The sequence below is a fragment of the Klebsiella sp. CN_Kp091 genome, from assembly GCF_040065095.1.
Lineage (GTDB): Bacteria > Pseudomonadota > Gammaproteobacteria > Enterobacterales > Enterobacteriaceae > Klebsiella > Klebsiella aerogenes.
Genome location: NZ_JBEAIO010000047.1, coordinates 24236 through 47589 on the forward strand (window position 1 = coordinate 24236; position 23354 = coordinate 47589).

The 23354-nt window shown below is 53.9% G+C and carries 17 protein-coding genes; 5 read left to right on the forward strand and 12 right to left on the reverse strand.

The window, feature by feature from the left end; all coding sequences use genetic code 11:
* Nucleotides 1-45: 45 nt before the first annotated feature.
* The 9 genes from bamA to rpsB all read right to left on the reverse strand — a co-directional run bounded on the left by bamA (nt 46) and on the right by rpsB (nt 10451).
* On the reverse strand, nt 46-2463 hold the full coding sequence (gene bamA / locus ABLV17_RS19855; protein ID WP_087860840.1) for an outer membrane protein assembly factor BamA: 2418 nt from the start codon (nt 2461-2463) through the stop codon (nt 46-48).
* A gap of 31 nt (nt 2464-2494) precedes the next feature.
* A complete protein-coding gene (gene rseP, locus ABLV17_RS19860; RefSeq protein ID WP_045390141.1) occupies nt 2495-3847 on the reverse strand; it encodes a sigma E protease regulator RseP in 1353 nt (450 codons plus the stop codon).
* Nucleotides 3848-3858: 11 nt separating this feature from the next.
* Entirely contained in the window at nt 3859-4716 is an 858-nt protein-coding gene (gene cdsA, locus ABLV17_RS19865) for a phosphatidate cytidylyltransferase (RefSeq protein WP_087860841.1), read from the reverse strand.
* A gap of 12 nt (nt 4717-4728) precedes the next feature.
* Nucleotides 4729-5490: a (2E,6E)-farnesyl-diphosphate-specific ditrans,polycis-undecaprenyl-diphosphate synthase gene (ispU, locus tag ABLV17_RS19870; protein ID WP_087860842.1), complete on the reverse strand. Its 762-nt coding sequence runs from the start codon at nt 5488-5490 to the stop codon at nt 4729-4731.
* 266 nt (nt 5491-5756) lie between these two features.
* Complete coding sequence (ispC, locus tag ABLV17_RS19875; protein WP_087860843.1) at nt 5757-6941, reverse strand: 1-deoxy-D-xylulose-5-phosphate reductoisomerase; 1185 nt, start codon at nt 6939-6941, stop codon at nt 5757-5759.
* Nucleotides 6942-7170: 229 nt separating this feature from the next.
* On the reverse strand, nt 7171-7728 hold the full coding sequence (gene frr, locus ABLV17_RS19880) for a ribosome recycling factor (protein WP_015368165.1): 558 nt from the start codon (nt 7726-7728) through the stop codon (nt 7171-7173).
* 150 nt (nt 7729-7878) lie between these two features.
* Nucleotides 7879-8604, reverse strand: coding sequence for a UMP kinase (pyrH, locus tag ABLV17_RS19885; RefSeq protein ID WP_004098747.1), 726 nt, complete (start codon nt 8602-8604; stop codon nt 7879-7881).
* Nucleotides 8605-8754: 150 nt separating this feature from the next.
* On the reverse strand, nt 8755-9606 hold the full coding sequence (tsf, locus tag ABLV17_RS19890) for a translation elongation factor Ts (RefSeq protein ID WP_015368168.1): 852 nt from the start codon (nt 9604-9606) through the stop codon (nt 8755-8757).
* A 119-nt stretch (nt 9607-9725) separates the two neighbouring features.
* Nucleotides 9726-10451: a 30S ribosomal protein S2 gene (rpsB, locus tag ABLV17_RS19895; RefSeq protein WP_004858107.1), complete on the reverse strand. Its 726-nt coding sequence runs from the start codon at nt 10449-10451 to the stop codon at nt 9726-9728.
* Nucleotides 10452-10773: 322 nt separating this feature from the next.
* On the opposite strand from rpsB, the gene map reads away from it, so the two are divergent.
* The 5 genes from map to ABLV17_RS19920 all read left to right on the forward strand — a co-directional run bounded on the left by map (nt 10774) and on the right by ABLV17_RS19920 (nt 18823).
* Nucleotides 10774-11568: a type I methionyl aminopeptidase gene (gene map, locus ABLV17_RS19900; RefSeq protein ID WP_045376596.1), complete on the forward strand. Its 795-nt coding sequence runs from the start codon at nt 10774-10776 to the stop codon at nt 11566-11568.
* Between the two features lie 57 nt (nt 11569-11625).
* A complete protein-coding gene (gene glnD, locus ABLV17_RS19905; protein ID WP_271031952.1) occupies nt 11626-14289 on the forward strand; it encodes a bifunctional uridylyltransferase/uridylyl-removing protein GlnD in 2664 nt (887 codons plus the stop codon).
* A 31-nt stretch (nt 14290-14320) separates the two neighbouring features.
* Nucleotides 14321-15145, forward strand: a complete 825-nt coding sequence (dapD, locus tag ABLV17_RS19910; protein WP_015368172.1) for a 2,3,4,5-tetrahydropyridine-2,6-dicarboxylate N-succinyltransferase — start codon at nt 14321-14323, stop codon at nt 15143-15145.
* A 107-nt stretch (nt 15146-15252) separates the two neighbouring features.
* The gene (locus tag ABLV17_RS19915) at nt 15253-15639 is read left to right on the forward strand and encodes a DUF3461 family protein (protein WP_015368173.1); all 387 of its coding nucleotides are present in this window, start codon (nt 15253-15255) and stop codon (nt 15637-15639) included.
* A gap of 196 nt (nt 15640-15835) precedes the next feature.
* Nucleotides 15836-18823 carry a putative mucin/carbohydrate-binding domain-containing protein gene (locus ABLV17_RS19920; RefSeq protein ID WP_348854564.1) on the forward strand — a complete coding sequence of 996 codons (2988 nt, stop codon included), beginning with the start codon at nt 15836-15838 and terminating at the stop codon, nt 18821-18823.
* Nucleotides 18824-18860: 37 nt separating this feature from the next.
* Here ABLV17_RS19920 and ABLV17_RS19925 read toward each other — a convergent pair whose 3' ends face one another.
* The 3 genes from ABLV17_RS19925 to dgt form a co-directional block, all read right to left on the reverse strand.
* Entirely contained in the window at nt 18861-20018 is a 1158-nt protein-coding gene (locus ABLV17_RS19925; RefSeq protein ID WP_087860845.1) for a CdaR family transcriptional regulator, read from the reverse strand.
* Between the two features lie 175 nt (nt 20019-20193).
* Complete coding sequence (gene degP, locus ABLV17_RS19930) at nt 20194-21627, reverse strand: serine endoprotease DegP (RefSeq protein ID WP_087860846.1); 1434 nt, start codon at nt 21625-21627, stop codon at nt 20194-20196.
* Between the two features lie 141 nt (nt 21628-21768).
* A complete protein-coding gene (gene dgt, locus ABLV17_RS19935; RefSeq protein WP_113374437.1) occupies nt 21769-23283 on the reverse strand; it encodes a dGTPase in 1515 nt (504 codons plus the stop codon).
* Between the last annotated feature and the right edge of the window lie 71 nt (nt 23284-23354).

Consider the following 23354-nt stretch of genomic DNA (forward strand, 5'->3'; position numbering starts at 1 on the left):
TACAGTCAGCGCTATACTGCACTTACATTCCGTTGTTGCCAACAATTACCAGGTTTTACCAATGTTAAACTGGAACTGCTCGGCTTTGTCTCCATCGTACTTTTTAAACGGTTGGGCGTAGGAGAAGACCAACGGCCCCAACGGCGACATCCACTGTACCGCGATACCCGCAGACATACGAATGTTGTTCGGATCGCTGTAGTCAGGCACGCCTGCGGCTCGGGTCGCCGCGGTATTTTCCCAGTTTGTATCCCACACGGTACCCATATCCCAGAAAATGGAGGTACGTACCGAGTTCGCGTATTTATCGCTGATAAACGGCGTCGGGGTAATCAGCTCCAGGCTGGCGACCGCCATGGCGTTACCGCCGACCGCATCGTCTGATTTACAGTATGAACCGTCAGAGTTGGAACATTCTTCGTAGTCGCTATTATCTCCGGCATAAGCCCCGGATTTATAGACCGCTTTCGGGCCGATGGTGTTCGACTGGAAGCCACGCACGGTACTTGAACCACCGGCGTAGAAGTTCTCATAGAACGGCATCTCTTTGCTGCCGATACCGTCGCCATAACCCAGGCGGGTACGTCCCAGTACAACCCACTGGTGATCGTCATCGATCGGCACGTACGTCGCGGTATCCAACGTCGCTTTGTAGTATTCGTTGTCTGACCCCGGAATGGTCACTTTACCGTTCAGGTTGACGCGCGAACCTTCCGTTGGGAAGTAACCACGGTCCAGCTTGTTATAGGTCCAGCCGTAGTTAAAGGTGAAGTCATTCGCGGTAAAGCTGCCGGTGCTGTCTGACCCTACAGAGTCAAGGTAACGATCCATCGCCACCTGCGGCTGCATGTTGGACAGGGAGTTATGAACATAACCTAAACCTGCACGCAGCGAGTTGTATTCGTTGATCGGGAAGCCGAGGGTGACGTCTGTACCATAGCTTTTGTTGGTATAGTCAGACAGATCCGCGTCATTCGCATCGAAGTCGTTATAGAAGAGGCGACCGCCGAGGCTCACGCCATCTACGGTGAAGTACGGGTTGGTAACCGACAGTTCAGCATAGGTCTGGTAGTCGTTCTTGGTCCCGTTGATGCCAACCGAGTAACCCGTACCTAACCAGTTATCCTGCTGTACGCCCGCCTGGAAGCTGACGCCGCTTTCGGTGCCGTAACCGATACCGAAGTTCAGGCTACCGGTGTTACGTTCTTTCACCTTGTAAACGACATCAACCTGATCCGGGCTACCCGGCACGCGCTGGGTATCGGTATCGACGGTTTCGAAATAACCTAAACGGTTAAGACGGTCTTTACCCTGGTCAACCAGGTCGCTGCCCAGCCACGCCCCTTCCATCTGGCGCATTTCGCGGCGCAGTACGGAATCTTTGGAGGTGTCGTTACCTTCGAAGCGAATTTTACGCACGTAGTAACGGTTACCGGCATCAACGTTAATATGCAGCTTCACGGTTTTATCCGTGTCGTTGATTTCGGGCTGCGACTGAACGCGCGGATAGGCGTAGCCATAGCGACCGAGGAGTTTCTTAATATCATTCTCCATTTTGGTCACTTTGGTGCCGTTATACAGCTCGCCCGGCTCAATTTTGGTCAGCGATTCGATTTCCGCCGAATGGCCCGCCAGATCGCCCGTTATCTGCACGCCGGAGAGCTTGTATTGCTCGCCTTCGGTGATGTTAACGGTGATATAGATGCCTTTCTTGTCCGGCGTCAGGCTAACCTGCGTCGAATCGATGTTGAAACGCGCGTAACCGCGATCCAGATAGTAGCTGCGCAGGGTTTCAAGGTCGCCCGCCAGTTTCTGTTTCTGGTATTTACGATCGCCGACGACGTTCCACCACGGTACTTCATCGCGCAGTTGGAAGTGTGAGATCAGTTCGTCAGTGGTGAATGCGTGGTTACCGACAATGTTAATCTGCTGGATTTTCGCCGAGACGCCTTCCTGGAAAACCAGTTTCAGGTCGACGCGGTTACGCGGCAGCGGCGTCACGACAGCTTTTACGCTGGCGCTATATTTACCGACGCTGTAGTAGAAATCTTCCAGCCCTTTTTCGATATCGGCAAGCTTGGTGCGATCGAGAGATTCCCCAACGCGAACGCCGGATGCCTCAAGGTTTTGCTTGAGCATGTCATCCTTCACCGACTTGTTGCCGGAGAAGGTAATGCTCGCAATTGTTGGGCGCTCTTTCACCTGCACCAGCAGGGTATCACCATCGCGCAGGACGCGGACGTCCTCAAAGTTGCCAGTGGCAAACAGAGCGCGAATGGTGTTACTGATATCATCATCGGTCACCGTATCGCCAGGACGCACTGGCATGCTGAGGAGGGCCGCACCAACAGCGACACGCTGCAAGCCTTCGAAATGAATGTCCTTCACCACGAACCCTTCAGCACCGTATACAGTCGCGCTGCTAAACAGCAGCGACGCTATGAGCAACTTTTTCATCGCCATCGTTATTATGCGTTCTTCCTAACAAACTCTCTTACAACCGAGAGAAATCATTGAAAAGTGCAAGCCCCATTAACAGCACCAGCAGTATTGAGCCAATGCGATAACTAAAGTCTTGAACTCGCTCGGATACCGGCCCGCCCTTCAGCTTTTCAATCGCTAAAAACAGCAGATGCCCCCCGTCGAGGACGGGTAGCGGGAACAAGTTGATTATTCCGAGGTTCACGCTAATCAGCGCAAGGAACATCAGATAGTAAATCAACCCAAATTCCGCTGACATTCCAGCCCCCTGAGCGATAGAGATCGGCCCACTGAGGTTGTTCAGTTTGACATCACCGGTTATCAATTTGCCCAGCATCCTGACCGTTAACGACATCAGTTGCCAAGTTTTATCCGTGGCTTCGGCGATGGCGGCAAACGGCCCGTACTGACGCACTGTCTTGTATTCATCAGGCAGCGGGATAACTTTTGGCACTACCCCTGCAAACCCTTCAGCCTTGCCTTTTACCGACTTCGTATCCGGAGTCAGGGTCAACGACAGCGGCGTACCTTGTCTGTCGACCTCCAGAGCCAGCGCCTTGCCCGGATTGTCACGCACCAGATTAACAAACGTCATCCACTGCGTTAACGGTTGACCATCGACTTTAACGATCCTGTCTCCCGCTTGCAAACCTGCTTTCTGCGCGGCCGACTGAGATTGTACCTCAGCCAGCGCGGTATCAATCTGCGCACTACGCGGCTTGATGCCCAGCGAGGCCACCGGATCTTGCTTATCCGGCTCAAACGCCCAGTGCCGCAGGTCGAGGATTTTATCCTGACGTTGGTTCGTCCCGAAAGGGGCGACGGTAAGTATTGTTTGTTGGTCGCCAATCTTCGCGACTAACGCCATACGTACTGCATCCCAATCAGGCGTTTCGATGCCATCTATCGCTTTAAGTTCCATTCCTTTTGCAATTTGTGCTTGCGCAGCGATGGAATTGGGCGATATTTCATCAACAACCGGACGCACGCCAGGGACGCCGATGATAAACACCAGCCAGTAGGCAAAGATGGCAAAAATGAAGTTGGCGATAGGGCCTGCGGCAATGATGGCCGCGCGCTGACCAACGGTTTTATTATTGAAAGCGTAGTGACGCATTTCCGGCGCCACCGGTTCGACGCGTTCGTCGAGCATCTTCACATAACCGCCGAGCGGGATCAGCGCGATAACAAACTCGGTCCCCTGCTTATCCACGCGGCGCCACAGCGCTTTACCAAAACCAATGGAAAAACGTTCAACGCGCACGCCGCAGCGACGAGCCACCCAGAAATGGCCGAACTCGTGCACGGTGATCAGTACGCCAAGCGCAATAATAAAAGCGGCCAAATTCCAGAGAACGCTCAGCATAAAACCTTCCGTCAAATCGTCCTGAAGACTAACAACAGCAGACAAGCGAACACCGGCACCGCAGCCGTCAGGCTATCAATGCGATCTAAAATACCGCCATGTCCAGGGATCAGATGCCCGCTATCCTTGATGCCGGCTTCACGTTTAAACATACTTTCCGTCAAATCGCCCAGCACTGAAGCCAGCGCCGCCACCACCGAGCAAATCAGCAACACGGTTGGGGTGACATCCAGATGAGCCCATACGCCATAAACCCAAGAGATAACGGCTGCCGTCAACAGGCCGCCGAAGAAGCCCTGCCAGGTTTTACCCGGAGAAACCTTCGGCGCCAGCTTATGCTTTCCGAACATTTTACCGAACATGTAGGCGCCGGAATCCGCGCCCCACACCAGAATCATGACGTACAGCAACCACACCGCGCCGCTATAGTGGTTATCGGCGTAATGCCATGCGCGCAGCGCCAGCATGCCCCAAAAAAACGGGACGATAGTCAGCAAGCCGAAGATCAGACGCAACGCTTTTGAATGGCGCCACAACGCCGCCGAGGCCGGATAAGAGAGGACCAGCACCAGCGCGACAATCCACCAGCCAAACGAGGCCCATAACGATCCCTCAACCATCGGTTGATGCGCGTCATAGTGGTATTCGGGCAACATAAAGAGCATCAGCGCCAACAGCAGGCCGCAAAGCACCGCGAGCCACACGCGCTGCGTCGTTGAGGTAAAACCGCTTAATTGCCCCCACTCCCACGCGGCGAGCATACAAACGACCAGGGTGACGATAGCAAAGCCCGCGGGCGGCAATAGAAAAAGCGCCGCAATAACGACGGGAATTAAAACGAAAGCGGAAATCAGGCGATACTTCAGCAAAAGTGACCCCCATCAGGCATGACTGCCACCCGGCTCTTCTGTGCCGCCAAAACGACGCTCTCGACTAACGAATGCATGGAGTGCACCTTCAAAGTCCTGTTCAGCAAAATCGGGCCAAAGAACATCCGTAAAGTAAAGTTCGGCATAGGCAATTTGCCAAATCAAAAAGTTACTTATTCGGTGCTCTCCCCCGGTCCTAATAACTAAATCAACGGGAGCCAGTTCATGCATACACACCTGCTGGCTAAGCATCTCTTCCGTGATCTCTTCAGGTTTTAACAACCCTTTTTGTACCTGTTCGGCCAGTTGACGCGCGCCCTGGACAATATCCCAGCGGCCGCCGTAATTAGCGGCGATATTCAGCGTTAACCCCGTATTGTTTGCCGTTAGCGCCTCCGCCTTACGGATGCGCTCCTGCAGCCGGGCATTAAAACGCGTCGTCTCGCCGATAATCCGCAGGCGGACATTGTGACGATGCAGGCTTTTTACTTCGCTATCCAGCGCCCAGACAAACAGTTCCATCAGCGCGCTCACTTCCTGCGCCGGACGGTTCCAGTTTTCACTACTGAATGCGTAAAGCGTTAATGCTTCAATACCATTATTCGCCGCGAAGGAGACCGCGCGACGAACAGATTTCGCTCCAGCTTTATGGCCAAAGGCGCGAATTTTACCTTGTTGTTTCGCCCAACGACCGTTGCCGTCCATGATAATGGCGACATGGCGACAACCATGTGCAGGCGACATTTTGCTGACAGTTTGATTAGCAGACAACATAACGCGTTTTAAGTCCATAATAAGGATTAGCTTAGCCACAACACACACGCCGCCGGGCAGCGCTGAATACGCATTTTTATCCGGCGCCGGAGCTACAGCCAATCGCAGAGAACAACCAAAAGCTTTACGCAAAAAAGCCGTGTCTTGCCACGGCCACCGTAATCTTTCACAACAAAATGCAACGATCGGGTGGCGCAGACTATATCACTGAAGCCCAGCGCCCACAAATATCACAACGCGTTGTAGGGACTCCCCTGCGCCATGTGTTATCGAAGTTGTCGCTGTGCGGCGACGCGTGCTTCGGCATCAATTGCAACCACTTCATCAATGCTTTGCGGTTCATTGAGCGCCATATTATCCAGCACCGCCTGGTTCACTGCCGCAATATCGGTAAAGCGGATTTCACTATTCAGAAACGCCGCCACCGAGACTTCGTTAGCGGCATTCAACGCCGTCGTCGCCGCCTGGCCGACATCAAAAGCGTCCATCGCCAACTTGAGGCACGGATAACGATCGTAATCCGGCGCCGAGAAGCTCAGGTTGCTCAATTGACAGAAGTCCAACGGTTTAACGCCGGAGTTCAGGCGCTGCGGCCAGCCCATGGTATGGGCGATCGGCGTGCGCATATCCGGCTCGCCTAATTGCGCCAATACGCTACCGTCCTGATAGCGAACCATGGAGTGAATCACCGATTGCGGATGAATAATGACTTCCATCTGCTGCGCAGAGGCATTAAACAGCCAGCGGGCTTCGATGTACTCCAGCCCTTTATTCATCATCGTGGCGGAATCAACGGAAATTTTGCGTCCCATTGACCAGTTCGGGTGGCGGCAAGCCTGATCCGGCGTCATTGCCGCCAGCTCAGAAATCGCCGTTTCCCGGAAAGGACCACCGGAACCGGTCAGCAGAATCGACGAGACGCCGTTCTGCGTCAGGTCAGCGTATCCCAGATGGTTTTGAATTGTTTCCGGCAAACTCTGAAAAATCGCGTTATGTTCGCTATCAACCGGCAACAGTCGAGCGCCATACTGCTGAACCGCGTCCATAAACAGGCGGCCGCAGGTTACCAGAGACTCTTTGTTCGCCAGCAGTACCGTTTTGCCGGCGCGAATTGCCGCCAGCGTCGGCGCCAGGCCGGCCGCGCCAACGATGGCCGCCATCACCTGATCGACCTCATCCAGCGCCGCGACATCAGCCGCCGCCTGCTTGCCGCTCAGCACTTCGGTGCGGCAGCCCTGTTCACGCAGCAGCGTACGCAAACGCTCAGCGCTTTGCGCATCATCCATCACCGCGAATCGGGGAGAAAATTCCAGACATTGTTCAACCATACGGTCGACATTTTTCCCCGCGACCAGCGCGGCGACGGAAAAGCTTTCGGGATTATGACGCACCACGTCCAACGTGCTGCAGCCGATTGAACCGGTCGAACCGAGAACGGTTAATTGCTTCATGAGACGTCCAGAAGAATTGTGACAGGATAAAAAGCAAAACGCCGCCAGCAAGCCCTTTACGCATCAATCCTCGGGGCTAAAACGGCGGCGAATGACCTTCGGTATAAAAAGGAAGGCTACAAGGCCAGCGATTTTAACGCAATCCCAAATATTGAGCGTACGGTCTTCTGTACGGCGTTTCAGACTTTACGCAGCCCCGAATGCCCCGGGCCTGCGTAGCGGCAGAAAATCAGAACTGCATCAGTTCCGCTTCTTTCTCTGCCAGCGCCGCATCAACTTTCTTAATGGCGGCGTCAGTCATTTTCTGCACGTCGTCCTGAGAGCGGCGATCGTCATCTTCGCTGATCTCTTTCTCTTTGAGCAGAGCTTTAACTTTGTCGTTCGCGTCACGGCGAACGTTACGCACGGCGACACGCGCCTGCTCAGCTTCGCCACGCACGATCTTAGTCAGATCTTTACGACGTTCTTCAGTCAGCGGCGGCAGCGGAACGCGGATATCGCTACCCGCAGAACTTGGGTTCAGACCCAGGTCAGACGCCATAATCGCTTTTTCAACGGCCGGGCTCATAGAGCGGTCGAAGACGTTGATTTTCAGCGTACGGGAATCTTCCACCGTAACGCTTGCCAGCTGGCGCAGCGGGGTCGGCGTGCCGTAGTATTCCACGATGATGCCATCCAGCAGGCTTGGAGAAGCACGGCCCGTGCGAATTTTGCTGATTTGGTTTTTGAATGCTTCAACGCATTTTTCCATGCGTACTTCAGCATCTTTTCTGATATCGCTAATCACGTTACGAATCCTTGAAAACTTGTCTCAGACAGACCACACGGTCGCCCACTGCGAAAGTGAGCTAAGTATAGTCCTGATTAATTCAATTAACCGGGCAACTTCCCCGCTAAAGTAAAGCGGAATATTACCCGGAATTAGCGCCGACGGGAATTATTCCGTAATCAACGTGCCTTCTTTTTCGCCCATGACCACGCGACGCAGCGCGCCTGGTTTGTTCATGTTAAATACGCGAATTGGCAGTTTGTGGTCGCGCGCCAGGGTGAAGGCGGCAAGATCCATCACTTTCAGCTCTTTATCCAGCACTTCGCTATAGGTCAGCTGATCGTACATGGTAGCGGAAGGATCTTTCGCCGGGTCAGCGGTAAACACGCCGTCAACCTTGGTCGCTTTCAGAACCACGTCGGCTTCGATTTCAATACCGCGCAGGCAGGCTGCGGAGTCGGTGGTAAAGAATGGGTTGCCGGTACCCGCGGAGAGGATCACCACGCGATTGTTACGCAGCAGGCTAATCGCTTCCGCCCAGCTGTAGTTGTCGCACACGCCGTTCAGCGGGATTGCGGACATCAGGCGAGCGTTCACATAGGCGCGATGGAGCGCATCACGCATTGCCAGGCCGTTCATGACCGTTGCCAGCATGCCCATGTGGTCGCCCACAACGCGGTTCATACCCGCTTTCGCCAGACCAGCACCACGGAACAGGTTACCGCCACCAATCACTACGCCAACCTGAATACCCAGTTCAACCAGTTCTTTGATTTCCTGAGCCATACGGTCAAGTATGCTTGCATCAATACCGAAGCCTTCTGAACCCTGCAGAGCTTCGCCACTTAACTTCAGCAGAATACGTTTGTAGACGGGTTTTGCATTGGTAGCCATGTTTCTTTCCTGAGACTGTCAACGATTGAGATGAGTTAATTCTGACGACATTGTATGCCATCGTTCAGCGCAGTCACTATAAGCGATTGGCTGATTTTACAAGAGAGGCGCAAAAAGAAGCCGCCCTCAGGCGGCTCCTTTTTTTAAAAATTAAGACTGCTTGGACATCGCAGCAACTTCTGCTGCAAAGTCAGTCTCAACTTTCTCGATGCCTTCGCCCACTTCAAAGCGGATGAAGCCAGTAACGTCGGCGTTGTGCTCTTTCAGCAGCTGACCAACAGATTTGCTCGGTTCCATAACGAAAGGCTGACCAGTCAGAGAAACTTCGCCGGTGAATTTCTTCATGCGGCCTTCAACCATTTTCTCTGCGATTTCTTTCGGCTTACCGGACTGCATCGCGATGTCCAGCTGAACCTGGTACTCTTTTTCTACTACTTCAGCAGAAACGTCTTCCGGCTTAACGAATTCCGGCTTGCTTGCAGCAACGTGCATTGCCAGCTGCTTAACCAGCTCTTCGTCAGCGCCTTTAGCGGCAACCAGAACGCCGATGCGAGCACCGTGCTGGTAGCTGCCCAGAACGTCGCCTTCCAGGATAGCGATACGACGGATGTTGATGTTCTCACCGATTTTAGCAACCAGGGCAACACGTTCTTCTTCGAACTGCGCTTTCAGAACTTCAACGTCGGAGATTTTACCAGCAACAGCGGCGTCCAGTACTTTGTCAGCAAATGCCTGGAAACCACCATCTTTAGCAACGAAGTCAGTCTGGCAGTTAACTTCCAGAATGTAACCGTAGTTGCCGTCGATTTTGGTTTTGATCACGCCGTCAGCAGCAACGTTGCCTGCTTTTTTCGCCGCTTTGATCGCGCCGGATTTACGCATGTTTTCGATTGCCAGCTCGATGTCGCCATTAGCTTCAGTCAGTGCTTTTTTGCAATCCATCATGCCTGCGCCAGTACGTTCGCGCAGCTCTTTTACCAGGGAAGCGGTAATTTCAGCCATTCTAAAATCCTCGGGAGATGTGGAAACTGCCCGGCCTGCGGCCAAACAGCATAAATTGAAAAAAGGGGCCTAAAATTGGCCCCTATTCATACACGGTACTAATAAGGGCTTAAACCTTATTATTCAGCTTCTACGAAGCTTTCTTCCGCCTGAGAAGCCAGGTCCTGAGAGCGACCTTCACGAACGGTAGCTGCAACAGCGCCCAGGTACAGGCTAACTGCGCGGATTGCATCGTCGTTACCCGGGATAACGAAGTCTACGCCGTCCGGATCAGAGTTGGTATCAACGATAGCAAATACCGGGATACCCAGGTTGTTTGCTTCTTTGATAGCGATGTGCTCGTGGTCAGCGTCGATAACGAACAGTGCGTCCGGCAGGCCGCCCATGTCTTTGATACCGCCCAGGCTGTTTTCCAGCTTGTCCAGCTCACGAGTGCGCATCAGCGCTTCTTTCTTGGTCAGCTTCTCGAAAGTACCGTCCTGGGACTGAGTTTCCAGGTCTTTCAGACGTTTGATGGACTGACGAACGGTTTTCCAGTTAGTCAGCATACCGCCCAGCCAGCGATGGTTCACGAAGAACTGGTCGCAGCTGTTAGCAGCTTCTTTTACCGCTTCGCTTGCAGCGCGCTTAGTACCAACGAACAGGATCTTGCCTTTACGGGCAGAGATTTTGTTCAGCTCAGCCAGAGCTTCGTTGAACATCGGTACAGTTTTCTCAAGGTTGATGATGTGAACTTTGTTACGCGCGCCGAAGATGAAAGGCTTCATTTTCGGGTTCCAGTAACGGGTCTGGTGACCAAAGTGAACACCAGCCTTGAGCATGTCGCGCATGGAAACAGTTGCCATGTTTAAAACCTCTATAGATTAAATTGGGGTTATGCCTCCACGTATCCCATATTACCGACCCCAAAGGGCACCCCGGAATATGTGCCGATACGTGTGTGTTATTTACACAATATGAGTATGTCGCTTACGCCCATCCTTGTGTATCTGAGATGGAACGGAAGTCCGGCGCGCTTTATACCACAAAACCTGGCCAGACACCAACTCTTGTTGACGTCGCGTGCTGTTAATGATTCTCAATTTGGCACCAACGTACCCGGACTGTTACCATTGACAGGACTTAATCTATTATTGTCGAAAAAATCGACACTGCTGGACATATTCCATGGCTATCTCTATCAAGACATCTGAAGACATCGAAAAAATGCGCGTTGCCGGCCGTCTGGCCGCCGAAGTGCTGGAAATGATCGAACCCTACGTCAAACCGGGCGTCAGCACCGGCGAACTGGATCGCATCTGCAACGACTACATTGTTAATGAGCAGAAAGCGGTCTCCGCCTGCCTCGGCTATCACGGCTTCCCGAAATCGGTCTGTATCTCTATTAATGAAGTGGTGTGCCACGGCATCCCGGATGACGGCAAGCTGCTGAAAGACGGCGACATCGTCAATATCGACGTGACCGTGATTAAAGATGAGTTCCACGGCGATACCTCAAAAATGTTCATCGTCGGCAAACCGACTATCCTCGGCGAGCGCCTGTGCCGCATCACTCAGGAAAGCCTCTATCTGGCGCTGAAGATGGTCAAACCGGGTATTAACCTGCGCGCGATCGGCGCGGCGATCCAGAAATTCGTCGAAGCGGAAGGTTTCTCCGTGGTACGTGAATACTGCGGGCACGGTATCGGCCGCGGCTTCCACGAGGAACCACAGGTACTGCACTATGACTCGCCGGAAACCGACGTGGTGCTCAAGCCGGGTATGACCTTCACCATCGAACCGATGGTCAACGCCGGTAAGAAAGAGATCCGCAGCATGAAGGACGGCTGGACGGTGAAAACCAAAGACCGTAGCTTGTCTGCGCAGTACGAGCATACTATTGTGGTAACCGATAACGGCTGCGAAATTCTGACGCTACGCAAGGATGACACCATCCCGGCGATAATCTCGCACGATGCATAATGAAAAGCCGGCGCCCGCCGGCTTTTTTATTAGATAGCTTTTTCTTATGGTGACGCGATGAGCAACTCTTTCCCTGACACAGCTTCCCCCCTTCTGCCCATCCCGCCGGAACATCCCGTGAGCTGGCCGCAGGGCGATCTGAACTGTGCCGCAATCAAGGCGCACATCGATACCTTCCAGCACTGGCTCGGAGAGGCGTTTGATAACGGCATCGCCGCAGAGCGGCTCATCGCGGCGCGCACCGAGTTTATCGACCAGTTGCTGCAGCGGCTGTGGGTCGACTACGGTTTTGACTCCGTCTGCGACCTGGCGCTGGTGGCCGTCGGCGGCTATGGTCGCGGCGAGTTGCATCCGCTCTCCGACGTCGATCTACTGATCCTCAGCCGTAAAAAGCTACCGGACGACCAGGCGCAAAAGGTCGGCGAACTGCTGACGCTATTGTGGGACGTCAAGCTGGAGGTGGGTCACAGCGTGCGCACCCTCGAAGAGTGTTTGCTGGAAGGACTTTCGGATCTCACCGTCGCCACCAATTTAATTGAATCCCGCCTGCTGATCGGCGACGTCGCGCTGTTCCTTGAACTGCAAAAACATATTTTTAGCGACGGCTTCTGGCCGTCGGAAAAGTTCTTCGCCGCCAAGGTTGACGAGCAGAATGTCCGTCATCAGCGCTACCACGGCACCAGTTACAACCTGGAGCCTGACGTCAAAAGCAGCCCCGGCGGCCTGCGCGATATACATACCCTGCAGTGGGTGGCCCGCCGCCACTTCGGCGCTACCTCGCTTGATGAAATGGTCGGTTTCGGCTTCCTCACCGAAGCCGAGCGCAACGAGCTTAACGAGTGCCTGCACCAGCTCTGGCGCATCCGTTTTGCTTTGCACCTTGAAGTGAATCGCTACGATAACCGCCTGCTTTTCGATCGCCAGCTGAATGTCGCCCACCGCCTCGGCTATGAAGGCGAAGGTAATCAGCCGATCGAACACATGATGAAAGATTTCTTCCGCGTTACGCGCCGGGTGAGCGAACTCAACAACATGCTGCTGCAGCTGTTTGACGAGGCGATCCTCGCGCTAACCGAGAACGAAAAGCCGCGGCCTATTGATGATGATTTCCAACTGCGCGGCACCCTGATAGACCTGCGTGACGATACCCTGTTTATGCGCGAGCCGCAGGCGATTCTGCGGATGTTCTTTATTATGGTGCGTAACAGCAGCATCACCGGTATTTACTCCACCACCTTGCGTCATCTGCGCCACGCGCGCCGCCACCTGACGCAGCCGCTGTGCTATATCCCGGAGGCGCGAACCCTCTTTCTCAGCATGCTGCGCCACCAGGGCGCGGTGAGTCGCGGCCTGCTGCCGATGCATCGCCACAGCGTGCTGTGGGCCTATATGCCGCAGTGGTCGCATATTGTCGGCCAGATGCAGTTCGACCTGTTTCACGCCTATACCGTCGACGAGCACACCATACGCGTCTTGTTAAAGCTGGAAAGCTTCGCGAAAGAAGAGACCCGCAGCCGCCATCCGCTGTGCGTAGAGCTGTGGCCGCGGCTGGCCCATCCTGAACTTATCCTCATCGCCGCCCTGTTTCACGATATCGCTAAAGGCCGCGGCGGCGACCATTCGATTCTCGGCGCCGAAGACGTGCTGAAATTCGCCGAGCTCCACGGGCTCAATTCACGGGAGACGCAACTGGTCGCCTGGCTGGTACGCCAGCATCTCTTGATGTCGGTAACCGCCCAGCGCCGCGATATTCAGGACCCGGAGGTCATTAAACAGTTTGCCGAAGAAGTGCAGACAGAAAACCGACTGCGCTATCTGGTATGCCTGACCGTCGCCGATATCTGCGCCACCAACGAAACGCTGTGGAATAGCTGGAAGCAAAGCCTGCTGCGCGAACTCTATTTCGCCACCGAAAAACAGCTGCGCCGCGGTATGCAAAGTACGCCGGATATGCGCGAACGCGTACGCCACCATCAGCTGCAGGCGCTGGCGCTGTTGCGCATGGACAATATCAATGAAGAGGCGCTACACCAAATCTGGAACCGCTGCCGGGCGAACTACTTTGTGCGGCACACGCCGAATCAGCTCGCCTGGCACGCCCGCAACCTGCTGAAGCACGATCTCAGTAAGCCGATGATCCTGCTGAGTTCACGGGCCACCCGCGGCGGCACCGAGATCTTCATCTGGAGTCCGGACCGCCCTTACCTGTTCGCCGCCGTCTGCGGCGAGCTGGATCGGCGCAACCTCAGCGTTCACGATGCGCAGATCTTCACCACCCGCGATGGCATGGCGATGGATACCTTTATCGTCCTTGAACCCGACGGCAGCCCGCTTTCCGCCGATCGCCACGAAGCGATTCGTCACGGTCTGGAGCAGACGATAACCCAACGCAGCTGGGAGCCGCCGGCCCCGCGTCGTCAGGCGGCGAAACTACGCCACTTTTCCGTCGCCACTGAAGTGAATTTTCTGCCGACCCATACCGACAGAAAATCATTTCTTGAGCTCATTGCGCTCGATCAGCCAGGGCTGCTCGCCCGCGTCGGCCAGGTGTTTGCCGACCTCGGAATATCGCTTCACGGAGCCCGAATTACGACAATTGGTGAGCGAGTAGAAGATTTATTTATAATCGCCACCGCCGACCGGCGTGCCCTTAATAATGAGCTGCAACAAGAAGTGCAACAACGGTTGACAGAGGCCCTCAATCCAAACGATAAAGGGTAACGTATTTTTTTTAAGTGAATGGAAAGAAACAATGCAGCAGTTACAGAACGTTATTGAGTCCGCCTTTGAGCGTCGCGCCGACATCACGCCGGCAAATGTGGATACCGTAACCCGCGAAGCGGTTAACCAGGTTATTGCCCTGCTGGATTCCGGTGCGCTGCGCGTCGCTGAGAAGATCGATGGTCAGTGGGTAACGCATCAATGGCTGAAGAAAGCGGTACTGCTCTCTTTCCGTATTAACGATAACCAGGTTATCGATGGTGCGGAAAGCCGCTACTTCGATAAAGTTCCGATGAAATTCGCCGACTACGACGAAGCGCGCTTCCAGAAAGAAGGCTTCCGCGTAGTGCCGCCGGCTGCCGTCCGCCAGGGCGCGTTCATCGCACGCAATACCGTGCTGATGCCGTCCTACGTCAACATCGGCGCTTACGTTGATGAAGGCACCATGGTTGATACCTGGGCCACCGTCGGCTCTTGTGCACAGATCGGTAAAAACGTTCACCTGTCCGGCGGCGTTGGCATCGGCGGGGTTCTCGAACCGCTGCAGGCTAACCCGACTATCATCGAAGATAACTGCTTCATCGGCGCGCGTTCTGAAATCGTTGAAGGCGTTATCGTTGAAGAAGGCGCGGTAATCTCCATGGGCGTGTACATCGGCCAGAGCACCAAAATCTACGACCGCGAAACCGGTGAAGTCCATTACGGCCGCGTGCCGGCGGGCTCGGTTGTCGTTTCCGGCAACCTGCCGTCGAAAGATGGCAAATACAGCCTGTACTGTGCGGTGATCGTGAAAAAGGTTGATGCGAAGACCCGCGGTAAGGTCGGCATCAACGAACTGCTGCGCACCATCGACTAAGCAGAACAAAAAGCGGGAGATATCCCGCTTTTTTTATATCTGACGCTGGCGAAGATGGATTTTTTCGTTAATTATTCAATGGTTATGATGATATCAAAGGTACCGTTATGTACGATAATCTGAAAAGTCTTGGCATTACCAATCCTGATGAAATCGATCGCTATAGCCTGCGCCAGGAAGCTAACAACGACATCCTGAAGATCTATTTCCAGAAAGATAAAGGCGAATTCTTCGCCAAAAGCGTGAAGTTTAAATACCCACGCCAGCGTAAAACCGTGGTCGCCGACGGCGTCGGTCAGGGCTACAAAGAGGTGCAGGAGATAAGCCCGAACCTGCGCTATGTGATCGACGAGCTGGACCAGCTCTGCCAGCGCGATCGCACAGAAATCGACCTCAAGCGTAAGATCCTTGACGATTTACGCCATCTGGAAAGCGTGGTCACCAATAAGATCAGCGAAATTGAAGCCGATCTGGAAAAGCTGACGCGTAAATAAATCAGCCTGATAGGGCCAGCGACTGGCCCTCTTCCCCTGCCCCATCCCCTGTTTCCTTAGCCGTAGATCATCTTCGCCATCAGCAAACCTCAGTTATCCCTCACTGACATCATTTCACATCACAACCCTATCCATATGAATTACTTAAAATTTCATTTCGTTTATGTTCAGTTTCCGCTTAAAAGGAGATAGCTCTATGACACAGGAAATTGAACAAAAATGTTATACCCTGCCATCGGCCCCCTGGCTGGATAAAGCCGGTTTTGAAAAAGGGCGGCAGCACGATCGTCAGGCGCTGGGGTTTATTCTACCCGCCAATACCGTACTGCAAATTCGACAAACCGATCTCAGCAACGGCATCTCGACCCTGCGCCTGCTCTGCGACGATACCGCGCTGGAGAAAACCTGCGCCCTGACCACCAATTGGAAAACGATCAGCACCACCGTCGATTCCGTCCCTTTTATCGATACATTATTTACCGACAGCCCCTGCGAGTTCTCCGTGGTTTACCAGCAACCCGCGACGACGAAACCGCTCCCCAGCTGGAAATCAGGGCAATCTGAAGAGGCGTTTTTCCTTGGCTGGGAGAATAATAAATCATCGTTCGCGCTGATTGATTTGGATGTTATCAACCTGCTGCTACCCTATGCCGACCGCGATAATGCGCTGAAAGCGGGATTAGCGGCATTACACCGTTTCTATAATCACCTTTTCACCTGTTATAACGAGTGGGCCGGGCTAAGCAATAATCCAGATTCACAATGGAATCAGGATGTTGCTAACCGCTATTTTCTGCGGGCGGATAAACATGGCGTCGGCGCGGCCTATTATAATAGCAGCTGGTGCGCGCAAACCGCCGCAACGGTGGGCGAAGGCTGGCTGGATAACGTCGCCACGCAGTGGGTTATCCTGCATGAAATTGGCCACGGCTATCAGGGTAAATTTATGCAAGATCCCACGCTGTCCGTCAGCGAAGTGTGGAACAATATTTACGCCTCCTTTTATCAACAGCTCACGCTGAGTCAGGATAATCATCTCTATACCGATGGCTGGTTATACAACTATGGGCAGTTGGCCGTGCAAGAAGCACAGCTGATAAACTATATTACCGATAAGACGCCGGTCACCAGTTGGGGTTTGCGTCCTCGCCTGCAATTCCTGATGCTGATGTTATTCAAAGCAGGCGCCAACGCTTTCCGCGTCTTTAACCAGAATTATCGCCAACTCGCCAACAGCGATGGCTTCCAGCCGACCGATCATCAGCTTGCCGATATGCTGGCAACCGCCATTGCTACCTCTGCGGGATATGATGTGACGCCGTTTATCGATCTCTGCGGTTTAACGCTGAAGCACGCCACCCGGGAAAATATCGTTTCACTGGCGACAAAACCGCTCTATCCACTGTATCGTTTTCTGCCGCAAAGCGAGTGGGATAGCGCGCGCCAGCAGTTAGGGCTGGATTCCTTCTTCTGGCTGGTGGATAACAGCGAGCTGGCAATATTAGGTAAAACGGGGACGCTAACCCTGACGCTGAATATCGATCATCCGGAGCAAATTTACGGTCAGACGCTGACTATCAAGGATAATTGCGGTAACCATTATTCACTGGTTATTGATGGGGACGCCCTGACCCTGAAAGAGATGCCAATTGGCGTGTATCAGATTGAGCTTCCAAAAGGTCGTTCACAAAAATATCGCCCGGACATCAGCTATCTCACCGTAAAAGAAGGCGCCAACGCGGTTACCGTTAACTACATTCCACAAAACGATACCAGCGAACGTAACGTGAGAATAACCTTTTTAGGGCTTAGTGACGCGCCTTTCGCCCGCCTTGATATCGATTACGAAAATCAGCAGCTTATTCTTAATGTCACCAGCTCTACGCCGCACAGCTACTACCCTGGGGCATTGTATGCTGCGGTAAGCGTACTTTCCGCCAGTGGGGAAAAAGTATTCGAACGCAACATGACCGGTACCAATTGCGCCACAGGAAAAGTCGTTATCCCATTCAGTCCTCACTATCACCTGTACATTACTCACGTGGAACCTGGACGGCTGAAAGCTTCTCTCGGATATTTAACGCTGGTCGCACGCGAGAAATACCAGCTGATACGCATTGATGATAATGGTCTGTATAACTTTATCCTCAATAATAATCCGGCGGATGATTTACAGGCTATTTTCGAGCACAACGCCCAGGCGATCCGGAGCCAGCCCTCGCTGCTAGCGCAGGAAGAGTGCGTCTGTAAAAACGACCTCTGGCTGATGCTCCCTCATATTGAAGAACCCCAGCGCAGCCGCTTGCTGAAAGCCTATGCCGATGTCCTGCCCCTGGCTAATGACGATCCTGGCGAGCTGACGGGCAAAAGCGTGACGCTCAATCTCCGCGGTCAGGGCAATAACGAGTTTTGCCAGATCGTTATTGATAATAAACAGCGCGCGATGACGGTCGCCACGCGGGCCGGTACGCCGCACTCGTATTACGTCGCCCATACTTATGCCAGCATTACGGTCAGCGACGAGAACGATACGGTCGTTTATCAACGCAGCTATGCCGGCGCAACTAACAATCTGGCAAACAGTGAAACTATCGCTCTCGCGGAAGGGATGATCATCGATATTTTCCATGATGAAGCATTCCGCTCCAGCGCCACGAATGGCACAACCCAAAACGCCGTCCCCCTTAAGCAACATAACCGCTGGCGCGTGGTGAAAACGGGTCTCGAAGCCTTTGCGCTCGCACATGATGTGCCGGATGAGGAAGCCGCTGGTACAGAAGAGGAAACTCAGGAGGCCACCGCGCTGTATGGCGATTGCTTCAGCTGGCAGCTGCTTGGCGATGATGACGTGTGCTTTGCCGCGATGGAGCTGGATATTGGTAACAGTCTGCTGACCTTTACCGCGAGTCCAGTGGTGCCGAACAAGCACTTTACGACCACATACGCCACGGTCAATGTCTACAATACGCGCGGTTCGGTGGTGTATCGTCAGTCGATCAAAGGATCGTCGCAGCTGGGCGACTATGTTGATACCGCTATGCTGGAGGAAGGCTATACCATTGAAGTCTTCCATGCCGAAGCGGGAAATCGTTCCGTTATTATTAACCCGCTCAATGGCAATAGCTGGCAACAGTCCAATACCGTCACCTGGCAAGTGACCGCTCGCGGGCTACAGCGCCTGTAGTCCGTCATTTCCACTCCCGCCTCAGGCGGGAGTGTTTTTAGCGTTGCTCATCCAGCTGCAATGCAATGTACAACAGCAGACGGTCGTCAAAACTCCCGAGATCCAACCCGGTCAATTCCGAAATCCGATTGAGCCGATATTCCAGGGTATTACGATGAATAAACAGCGCCTTTGACGTGGCCAGCGGCTGCACGTTATGACGAAACCATGCCTGCAAGGTGCGGCGCAGCAGGCCGTTGTTATCCATCGCCTTCAGCCGCGTCAGCGGGCGCGCCAGCTCATTGGCCTGCCAGCCGCCGCGCAGGCTATCCAGCAGCACCGGCAGCATCAGATCCTGATAAAAATAGCTGCGGCTCTCCGGCATTCGCTGCTTACCTACCATCATCGTCGTGCGTGCGGTCCGATAAGAACGTGCGATACTGCCGGGTCCGGTAAAGAAATTACCTAACGCAACGCGGAACTGCAGCTGGCCGTTCTCTTTCATACGGGCAATCAGTTGCTCAACGCGCCTGCAGTGGTCATCGGCGTCCCAGCGGCCAAAGGCATTTAACGCTGGTTTCAATACCACCATCTCGGTCAGCGAGACAATCGCCACCAGGTTGTTGCGATCCGGCGTGGTCAGCGCCGTCTGCAGCTGCTGCAATTCCGCCATCGCGCTATCGACGCCAAGCTGGCCGCTATCGACCTCAATCATCGCCACCACCCGCGGCTGATTGAGGTCGATGCCCAGTCGCTGCGCCCACTCGTTGAGCGCCGGGGTATTTTCTTCCGCCTGAATCAGGTTCATGACCAGTTCTTCACGCAGGCGGCTGTCCTGCGCCAGCAAATGCATCAGTCGCGACTGTTCGAGCATCATCTCCGCGGTCATACACACCAGCTCACCATACTTGCGCAGCGATTCGGGCTCGCCGGTTAATCCAATTACGCCGACGATCTCCCCTTCAAGACGCAGCGGCAAATTAATCCCCTGACGTACGCCGTGCAGATGGCGAGCGACCGCATCATCAATATCAACCACCCGTCCCTGCGATAGCACCAGCAGCGCGCCTTCGTGCAATTCACCAATACGCTCGCGATCGCCGCTGCCGATAATGCGCCCGCGGGCATCCATTACGTTAATATTGGTATCAATGATGCGCATCGTTCGCGCCACGATATCCTGCGCCATTTTGGTATCAAGATGCCAGCCAGCCATGTAACCCTCCCCTGAGCAGGGCATCAGCATAAAAGAGTGACGAAGAGGACGCACTGTGCATATGCACAAAGCATGACAAAGAAGTATGGAGTTGTGGCGGGAATCACAGAACCGGCGGGTAGAATAAAAAAGCCCCCTTCCCATACCGGGAAAGGGGCATTCACGCTAGTATCAGTTACTGCATCAGCAGGTAGATAGAAGTATCACCACGCTGAATATTGAGCGCCAGAACAGACGGTTTCGCGTCGAAGATTTTGCGCAGGTCGGCGATGTTTTTCACCGGCTGCTGGTTAGCGCCGACAATGATGTCGCCTTTCTTCAGACCAATCTGCGCCGCCGGGGTGCCCGCTTTCACGTTGCTCACCACCACGCCTTTATCCTGGCCCTTGTTGCTCATTTCCGCGCCTTCAATACCGTTAAAGATGCTGCTGGAGTCAACCTGGTTCTGGTTGCTCTGCTGCAGTTCAACGGTAACGTTGACCGGCTTGCCGTCGCGCAGCAGGCCCAGCTCGACTTTGCTGCCGATAGGCATCGTACCGACCTGCGCACGCAGCGCCGCGAAGCTGCTGATCGGCTTGCCGTTCAGGGTAGTAATCACGTCGCCGGCTTTAATACCCGCTTTCGCCGCCGCAGAGCCCGGCATCACCTGGCTTACGAACGCGCCGCGCTGGGCATCGACTTTCATCGCCTTCGCCAGCTCGGAGTTCAGCTCGGTACCCATGATTCCCAGTTCGCCGCGTTTCACCTGGCCAAACTTGACCATCTGCTCGGTCAGGTTTTTCACCATGTTGCTCGGGATAGCAAAGCCGATACCGATGTTGCCGCCGTCCGGTGCAAGGATCGCGGTGTTGATACCGATCAGCTCACCGTTGAGATTCACCAGCGCGCCGCCGGAGTTACCGCGGTTAATAGCCGCATCGGTCTGGATGAAGTTTTCATAGTTTTCCACGTTCAGGCCGCTACGGCCCAAGGCGGAGACGATACCGGAGGTCACGGTTTCGCCGAGGCCAAACGGGTTACCGATAGCCACGGTGTAATCGCCGACGCGCAGCGCGTCAGAGTCGGCAAGCTTAATCGCCGTCAGGTTCTTCGGATCCTGAATTTGAATCAGCGCGATGTCGGAGCGCGGATCTTTACCAACGACTTTCGCGTCGAATTTACGGCCATCGCTCAACTGAACTTTAATCGTGGTGGCATTATCGACCACATGGTTGTTGGTCACCACGTAGCCTTTGGCCGCATCAATGATGACCCCGGAACCGAGCGCCATAAATTTCTGCTGCTGCGCGTTATCGCCAGGCGCGCCCTGGCCGCCGCCCTGACAGAATGGGGAGCTCTGGAATGGCGAACCGTCCTGGCAGAACGGCGAGTTGTCACCGAAGAACTGCTGGAAGTTACGCGGCATCCGCGGCGTGTTAACAGTCGTGCTGCCTTCAACGTTGATGCTCACCACAGACGGCATCACTTTTTCCAGCATCGGCGCCAGGCTCGGCATCTGCTGCGCAGTGGTCGCCGAGGAAGCCGTTTCAGCCGCGCTCGCAGAGAGCGGGGACAACGCCAGACCTAAACTCAGAGCCAGAGCACTCATTGCTAACGTGGTTTTTTTCATAGGTTTCAATCTCAATTTCAAATTTCGGATAACGAAAAAGTTGCTGTGTACGCACTCTCAGAGTCATTTTATAGCGCGAAGTTCCAGAGTTAAGTTTCGGTAAAAGTAAAAATTTATTGTCCGTCTTTACAAAACTCAGACTTATTCCACCGCCATCAGACGACGATATTCATCCCACGCATACAAATCCGTCATTCCGCTGATATAGTCCTGAATCAATCGACAACGGTAATAATACTCCAGCACGGGATATTCTTCGGTATCGCGCGAAAGCTTATTTACCGCCTCCACATAAGCCAACCGATGTCGGGTTGAGAGTTTCTGGAACAATCTCGAAGCAATAGGCAAACTGCGTACCCGCTCTTGTTCCACCAATTGGCTGAACTCCTCCAGCGATAATTTCAGCAGTGGCTCGTAGATATCCAACAGCCCGCTGATAACGCGGTAGCCCTGTAATTCCAGCTGTTCAACATCAGGATGGCTAAACACCTGTTTTATGGCGACGTTTTTATAAAGTTCAAGTAGCTGACTACAATCACTATCGTCCTCTAACAGCGCATGATTAAAGTCGCCGCTAAAAATGGCCGGTAAGTTTTCGATAAATCGATGCGCCGCATAAGGCACCAGTTTATTCAGCGTATTGACCCGTAAATACATAAAGAACTGATCTTCAGTGCTGCGGCTGAGTGAATTAGCGCGCGATTTCTCCCACGCGTTTTCTACGACTTGTGCGAACAGCGATCCTTTTTCATGAACGCCCCATGCGTCATACAGATGCTGATACAATTGCTCCGCGCTGAATATCCTTTTTTCCACCGCATCTTCGAGGTCAGCAACACAATATGAGATATCATCGGCAGCTTCCATAATCCACGTTAATGGGAAACGATTGTAAGGCGCCAGATCCAATTCTTTACGCAGCCGTGCGATATACTCTTCTTCGGCTAAATAATAACCAGGCTTTTTCATTAAATAGCTATGGCTGGCTGGCGTCTCTCCCCGCCACCACGCCGGTCGCGTATATTTGAGGATACAGCCGACCTGGGTCCAGGTCAGATTCATACGCATCAGCGTGTGCACCAGCCGGATCCCCTGCGCATTACCTTCAAAGCAGCACAAATCCTGACGCACTTTACGCCGCAGTTCGTTGAGCAACCCTTCGCCGTCGTGCAGACGCAGCGCGTCAACCTGGCAGCGATCCTGGCTTAACGGCTGGCTGGCGGCATCTTTCGGCGCTAGCCGTTTGCTGAACCAATCGTTAATTGCCGCTTCGCCAAAATGGCCAAATGGTGGATTGCCGATATCGTGCATCAGGCAGGCCATCTCCACCACGCTTTCAAACGGGCCGCTCAGTTCATCCAGACCGTAGCGTTCCAGCAGCTTTTGCTCCTTCAGGCGGCTTAGCACCTCTTTGGCGATGTAGCGCCCGACCTGCTGGACTTCGAGCGAATGGGTGAGACGTGTGCGGACCGCCGCGTTGCGCTCAAGTGGAAAGACCTGGGTTTTTTGCTGCAGCCGCCGGATAGCCGGAGAATTGATAATGCGCCCGCGATCGCTTTCAAACACCCGCAGGATCTCGCGTTCCGTCTCTACCCCCTGCGGCGAACGGTAGCGCCGACGCCAGTGAATCTTGTTGCGAAAATCAATATTTGCCATAGCCTCTCCCGCGCGAGCAATACGCTTCCCCTTAAGCGCATGATAGACTATGCAGCTAATCCTGACATATC